Annotated in this window: 6 protein-coding genes; 5 read left to right on the top strand and 1 reads right to left on the bottom strand. The window is 48.7% G+C overall.

Translation table 11 applies throughout. The features are described from left to right. The coding region (locus WBV75_RS09350) for a WD40/YVTN/BNR-like repeat-containing protein (protein WP_424120358.1) at positions 1 to 2,902 on the bottom strand (2,902 nt) is incomplete at its 3' end. A gap of 205 nt (positions 2,903 to 3,107) precedes the next feature. Between WBV75_RS09350 and WBV75_RS09345 the strand changes: the two genes are divergently transcribed. The 5 genes from WBV75_RS09345 to WBV75_RS09325 all read left to right on the top strand — a co-directional run bounded on the left by WBV75_RS09345 (position 3,108) and on the right by WBV75_RS09325 (position 6,874). Continuing rightward, positions 3,108 to 4,124, top strand: a complete 1,017-nt coding sequence (locus WBV75_RS09345; protein WP_424120357.1) for an Ig-like domain-containing protein — start codon at positions 3,108 to 3,110, stop codon at positions 4,122 to 4,124. A 149-nt stretch (positions 4,125 to 4,273) separates the two neighbouring features. Next, the gene (locus tag WBV75_RS09340) at positions 4,274 to 4,744 is read left to right on the top strand and encodes a RidA family protein (protein WP_424120356.1); all 471 of its coding nucleotides are present in this window, start codon (positions 4,274 to 4,276) and stop codon (positions 4,742 to 4,744) included. Positions 4,745 to 4,772: 28 nt separating this feature from the next. Next, positions 4,773 to 5,132, top strand: a complete 360-nt coding sequence (locus WBV75_RS09335; protein ID WP_424120355.1) for a hypothetical protein — start codon at positions 4,773 to 4,775, stop codon at positions 5,130 to 5,132. A 177-nt stretch (positions 5,133 to 5,309) separates the two neighbouring features. Continuing rightward, complete coding sequence (locus WBV75_RS09330) at positions 5,310 to 6,386, top strand: P1 family peptidase (protein WP_424120354.1); 1,077 nt, start codon at positions 5,310 to 5,312, stop codon at positions 6,384 to 6,386. 101 nt (positions 6,387 to 6,487) lie between these two features. Beyond that, entirely contained in the window at positions 6,488 to 6,874 is a 387-nt protein-coding gene (locus WBV75_RS09325) for a hypothetical protein (RefSeq protein WP_424120353.1), read from the top strand. Positions 6,875 to 6,950 lie beyond the last annotated feature (76 nt).

Below are 6,950 nucleotides of genomic sequence, written 5' to 3'. Positions count from 1 at the left end.
GTCCACTCCGATTCTGTGTCTGGTATAAGGCTTTTTCAATCTCTCCGAAACCTTCCTTCATTTTTTCAGCCCGGGCCACCAGATCTGCCGTGGTTTCGTTTCCTTCATACTGGGCAATAAAGGCATCAAGTTGGGTGTTTACATCCCGTATTTTTTTGATGGATTGATGGGCCCGGTCTACAGTTCCATTCACGTCAGAAATGAAGTCATATTGGGCCTGCATATCCGCAACACTCACTTCCGCCCGTGGGTCCGGAATGATGTTAAAATCCTGGGTAAGCGTTTTATCGCCCGTATTCAGGTGCACTTTGTAGCTCCCCGGTACGGCTTTGGCACCCTCGAGGTTGGCCCACCACAGGATCATTCCGTCAAGTCTTTCAGCTCCCTTGCCCCGCGTATCCCAGACGTGTGTATTGCCTCCTTTTTCCACAGCCAGCTTCTTGTCTTTATCTTTCGCAAAAGTGCTGTAATTGGCAAGGGTATCCCCGGCCATGCTTGTATAGGTCAGCGATACACTGTCTTTTTCGGAAAAGTCCTTCATATAGAAATGTGTAACGACACCGTTTGGCGGATTCTGCCCTGCCGTCAGTGAAGGTGTTGATGCGGCCCTGCCTTTTGTCCGGTAGGAATCCTTTGGCTTATAAAGGATGGCTGAAGAATTTTTACTGGCTTCCTCCAGTTGATGCAGGACTGTGAGATCATCCAGTATCCAGAGGCTGCGTCCCTGCGTAGCAACAATAAGGTTATTATCCTTTATCGCAAGGTCCGTTATGGGAACAATGGGCAAATTCAACTGGAAGGGATTCCAGGAGGCCCCGTCGTCAAAAGAGATATACATCCCCGTTTCCGTACCAGCATATAACAAACCTTTCCGTTTTGGATCCTCGCGGACGACCCGTGTAAAATGTTCTTCGGGGATGCCGTCTGTGATCAGCGACCATGATTTGCCATAATCCTCAGTTTTGTAGAGGTAAGGTGTAAAATCACCCAGTTTGTAACGAGTAGCTGCAACATAGCAGGTGCCTTCATCGAAGGCCGAAGGCTCAATACTGTTTATCATATTCCACTCGGGCATCCCTTCGGGGGTTACATTTTCCCAGTTCTCTCCCCCGTCTTTGGTGATATGAATCAGGCCGTCATCACTCCCTACCCACATCAATCCTTCTTTTATGGGGCTTTCATTTGCCGCAAAAATGGTGCAATAGTATTCAACCCCTGTATTATCCTGTGTGATAGGCCCCCCGCTTGAAACCAGTTTGTCCGGATCGTTTCGCGTGAGATCGGGTGAGAGTAACTCCCAGCTCTGCCCTTCATTGGTGCTCATATGCACATGGTTCGAAAAAGTGTAGAGCTTTTTGGGGTTATGGCGGCTAAAAAGTATTGGAAAGTTCCATTGAAACCGGTATTTCATCCCTTCGGCACCGTAACCCATAGGATTGTCCGGCCATACGTTGACGGCGCGGACAGTTCCCGCATCGTGATTTACGCGGGTAAGAAAGCCCCCGTAGCTGCCGCCATAGACAATATCGTTATTCTGGGGGTCCACGGCGATATGCGCGCTCTCACCACCTGCAGTCTCTTCCCAGTCTTCGTCACCTATAGCCCTGCCGTCCGATCTGTGACGGATTCGAATCGTTGAATTATCCTGTTGGGCGACGTAAATCCTGTACGGATGCGCATTGTCCGTTGTCACCCGATAAAACTGTGCCGTCGGCTGGTTGTAATAGGTGCTCCAGGTAGTGCCGCCATCATAGGAGATTTGGGCACCCCCGTCATCGCCGATGATCATCCGGTTCGGGTCCTCTGGCGCAATCCACAGGTCGTGATGATCCCCATGGGGGGCATTGAAGGTATTGAATGTTTTCCCTCCATCTGTGGATTTATGATAGCGCACATTTAAGACGTAGACTACATCTTCGTCCTGCGTATCGGCATAAAGCCGGGTGTAATACCAGGCGCGCTGTCGCAATTTTCGTTCGCTATTGACCTGAGCCCAGGTTTTACCGCCGTCCTCAGATCTGTACAGCCCCCCTTTTTCCTTATTTTCCACAATGGCCCAAACCCGTTGTGAATTTACGGGGGAAACCGTGACACCGATAATCCCGAGGGTACCTTCGGGAAAACCTTTATGGGCGGAGATTTCTTTCCAGGTTTCCCCACTGTCTGTGGATTTCCAAAGGGCGGAGCCCTCCCCACCGCTACTCAGGCTATAAGGGGTTCGCTGTACCCTCCAGGTACTCGCATACAAGATACGCGGGTTGGTAGGATCCAGAGTCAGGTCTACGGCCCCTGCCAGGTCATTGACAAAAAGCACTTGCCGCCACGACTGACCTCCGTCTGTGCTTTTGTAAACCCCCCTTGCTTCGGTGGGTTTGTAGATATTACCCAGAACCGCTGCATATACGATATCAGGGTTATCCGGATGGACTTTTAAACGCGGGATATGCCGTGTTTTTTCAAGGCCTGCCTGCTGCCAGGTTTTGCCGGCATCGACACTTTTCCATACCCCATAGCCTGAGGATACATTGCCCCGAACGGTCTTTTCACCGCCTCCTACATAGAGTACATTCGGGTCGCTTTGGGCTACTTCTACCGCCCCGATACTACCCCCGAAAAAACCATCTGAGATATTTTCCCAGGCACGGCCACCGTCCATAGTTCGCCAAACCCCACCTCCGGCAGCTCCGAAGTAAAACAGGTTGGGTTTTCCGGGAACACCGGTAACGGCTGCGGACCGACCTCCGCGAAATGGCCCTACCAAACGGTACTCCATCGAGGAGTATAAAACCTCGGAATATGAACTCGTGTTTTTCGTTTTTTTTCTTCTCTGACCTTCAGCAGCCAGGGGTAAAAGACTCAGGATAAGCAGAAAGAGGCCTGCTTTACAAAAGATGTTTTTCATTTTAATACAGTTCGAATTAGTCAGTGTTTGAAAGTACTAAATCTTTAAAGAACTCTTAAACGAAATCGGATCTTCAGATTAAAAACAAAGAACCACTACGGACGAAGCAATTTCAAAATAGGAGATTAGGCCCGTTTACTACTAAAAATGCGGGGTTGACAACAAATGTTTACCGGTTCCCTTCATTGCTCTGTACATTTAGCCTATGATACCCGGTTATAAAAAGACAGGCCTGTTGCGGCTGGTCCTGCTGTTTGGGCTGTTATTCCTTCTTGGAATGCAGAAAGAGTACGCCCAAAACGGACCTCCTGTAGCTTCAGATGATAACTATACCACCGGTTTGAATACGCCTCTGAATGTCGCTGCAGCCCAGGGGCTGTTGAACAATGATACAGATCCGGATGCTCCGGCAGGGCTTACCGTGAATCCAACTGCAGTTTCCGGTCCGGGATCGGGGACTGTCACATTAAATCCGGACGGCAGCTTTTTATATACACCAAACCCCAGTTTTAGCGGTACGGACGCGTTCACCTATCAAGTTTGCGATGATGGTACGCCAAATACAGTGGTTTCCCGATTTGATTTCAATACCACAAATCTCGGTCTCGCCACTACAGGCCCGAATGCGACTTCCGTAAATCCCATAGCCGTCCAAACCGATTGCGGGATACGTATTGGTGCAGGGGCAGGGGGTAGCGTAGGACTGGATGTTGTTGTTCCCAATACCGGGGGCATCTTCGACTTTACCAGTTTTATTATTTCTTTTGAGTACCGGGATCAGGAAAATACGGCGGATATTGTGACTGCCGGCAATTTTCGTATTTGGCATATCAGTGGCAATAACCTGGGAGTACAAGTCCGCGTGATTGATGGGATCACAGGACTTCCGGCCACTTATACCCAAAATCTGGGTGGATTTTTGGGAGGCAGCAACCCCTATAGTATTGAATACGACGAACTCACAGGTGACATTATTTATACGGCCAATGGCACGACCACTACCTTTAACCTGGCCCCTGCATACTCTCCATTGAATTCGGGGCTTGCCACCGATATCATTTTGGGGCGTTTTATGGATAATGCGGGAACTGCACTTCCTTCTTTATGCAGTATGGAGTTCGTAGATTCCAGTAAACTCTGCGACACCTCAGATGTGACTATTGTTATTCCAACTTCCCTTATCACCAATCGCAGGATCACCTATCGCGTGAACGGAAATTGAGCTTTAGTCCTAAGCAGGTTGAGGATATCAGCAGTTATTTTAAGGATTCAAACCACCAAATCCCTTCGTCTTACATTTTTGACCAACTTGCCAATCGATGAAAAATCGTACCTTCTGAGTACGCAAACTACATTGAAATGGTCAGATCTATGAAGCAAGCCTTTTTAAGTGGGATGGTTGTACTGTGGCTAATGGCCTGTAAGCAGGAACCTTCGGAGCCCCTTTCAAGACTCCCTGATATGCCATCTTTTGAGAAGTCCTATGTGGATACCCACAATGGGTATTCCGAAGCAGTAGTGATAACTTCGGGAAACACGAAAACCATTTATGTCTCCGGACAAATAGGGGAGGGAGCGAATCTTGAAGCTCAGATGCGCGATGCCCTCTCAAAAATGGAACGGCTTTTAAAGGGGTCAGGAGCCAACATGAAAGATGTTGTAAAAATGAACACCTATATTGTGGATTACGGGCCGTATTCCCTCGACGTTTTCAGGAGCGTTCGAAAAGAACTTCTGGGCGACTCGGAGATGCCTGCCAGCACCCTTGTCGGCGTAGAGGCTTTGGCCCTGCCCGAATGGCTAATTGAAATTGAAGCGGTGGCTGTAGTTGAAATCCAATAGATTGGATCTGTAATCGGTAAATTGTAATATGGGTGAAGAGCGCAATCCCGGGAGGATTCTTCAAATAGGGTTTTATGCCGGACTCCTTTTGGTTTTTCTCGGAGTACTGGAACCCCTTAGGGGCTCGTTGTCTGTACTCTTTGGCAGTGCACTGATCGCAGGCGTCACTTTCAAATACCGGGATCCGCAATACGAATATTACCTCATTGCTGCAGCCCTGGTATTTATTGGGGTTCTCACTCTGTTGATGCGGTATTATTTCAGCGGAATAGATGTGGAGACAGCGCTCTTGAGCAGTTGGGGGATATTAATACTCGCCTATCCGATTGGGTGGTTCTTTATCCTGGTGCTTTTGTTTGTGCGATTGTTTTGGATGAAAAAGATTTAGGGGAGGAGCCCCCTCCCACCCGGACATAAAGTTACTTCCCGACTCTGCAAATTGAAAGCACATACTTCTGTAAAGTCCCGGCCAGGGGCGAAAATCCCAAATGGATTAAGTACCTTTCTCATACAATTATTCAAATCGATGAAGTGGTTTTCAGTGTTTCTCCTTATAGGATTGTTTATGTCGTATAATAGCTTCAGTCAGCAGAAAAGAATTAGGGAGGCAGGGATATCGCTCGGGGTCCTTCAGCCCGGGAAAATGAATGCGATTACAGATGTTCCCGGCGTAGAGGTGGGCCAGGTTACACGCATCCTGGGGGATTCCATAAGAACCGGGGTTACGGCCATCCTTCCCCATTCCGGAAATCTTTTTCAACAAAAAGTCCCTGCAGCAATCTATATCGGCAACGGCTTCGGTAAGCTCGCGGGATACAGCCAGGTAGAGGAGTTGGGAACCCTTGAAACACCCATTGTGCTGACTAATACCCTGAGTGTCCCGGTGGCCATGGAAGCCCTTATAGACTATACACTCCGCCAGGAGGGAAATGAAGAGGTGCGCTCCGTGAATGCTGTAGTTGGCGAGACGAATGACGGGCGGTTGAATGACATACGGGGGCGCCATATACAAAAAGCACATGTACTTGAGGCAATCTCAAAGGCGGCCTCCGGTCCGGTTGCCGAAGGGAATGTTGGGGCCGGTACCGGCACGGTGGCTTTTGGGTTTAAGGGGGGAATAGGTACCGCGTCCCGAATAGTGCCCAAAAAGGTGGGGGGCTATACTGTTGGGGTCCTGGTCCAGGCTAATTTTGGGGGCATCCTTACACTTAACGGGAAGAACCTCGCCCAGGCTCTGGATCGGATCCCAAACAGCTATAAACAGGACACTGACGGTTCCTGTATGATGATCGTCATTACAGATGCGCCCCTCGACACCCGTAATTTAAAGCGCCTGGCCAAGCGCTGTATGCTCGGTCTTGCCCGTACAGGCGGTATTGCCTCAAATGGGAGCGGGGATTATGTAATTGCCCTTTCAACGGCAAAGGAAAACACCGTGGCCTACTCACCCGATAGTCTGCTGAGTACCTCATACACCATTCACAACGATTATATGTCTCCTTTTTTTCTGGCGGCTATTGAGGCAACAGAAGAGGCGATCTGGAATGCCTTGTTTGCGGCGGAATCCATGACAGGTTTCAAAGGAGCCCGGGTTGAAGCCCTGCCCCAGGATGTAGTTTTGAAATCAATACTTGGGGAATGAGGTCCGGGATCGTTTTGGAAAGGGGAAAGAATAAATTGAGTCTTGGCCTCTTTGTTCTGGTTCTGACATTACCGTTGTTGGGATGTAGTGTGAATCGGCATGTGTACGAGAAAGTTGACACTGAGAATCGATGGATTCGCACCGTCGGGGATTATCAGGAGTTTCATTTTGAAACGGATCAATGGATAAGGATTACGTGTTGGTATCACCAACTTGACGATCTCACTAAAGGCCTGGAAGTAGGGATTATGGCACCGACTCAACTACTGGGGGATTTGGGGGATAAAGGTGTTGAAATTTATTCTGTGAATTTTGGAAATTTGGAGGTGAGCAGCTTTGAAACCCTGAATTCGGGGAATGCCCGGTTCAGATTCCTTAAAATTCCTGAAAGCGCAAGCAGGGATTATATCATGGAACGATTGAGTAACGATACGGTTTATATTCGAATAGGAGAAGAACAATACAGGTTTCTCAGTTCCCGGGATTGATCTTTTCCAAAACGGATGAATGACTCCGGGTCTCATCTGCATTATCGTAAAGCTTCAGTGCTTTTTTACTTTATAT

The sequence above is a fragment of the Robiginitalea sp. genome (assembly GCF_049588695.1).
Taxonomy (GTDB): domain Bacteria; phylum Bacteroidota; class Bacteroidia; order Flavobacteriales; family Flavobacteriaceae; genus Robiginitalea.
The sequence above is the reverse complement of the archived record's forward strand: the minus strand, read 5'-3'. Positions and strand labels throughout refer to the sequence as shown.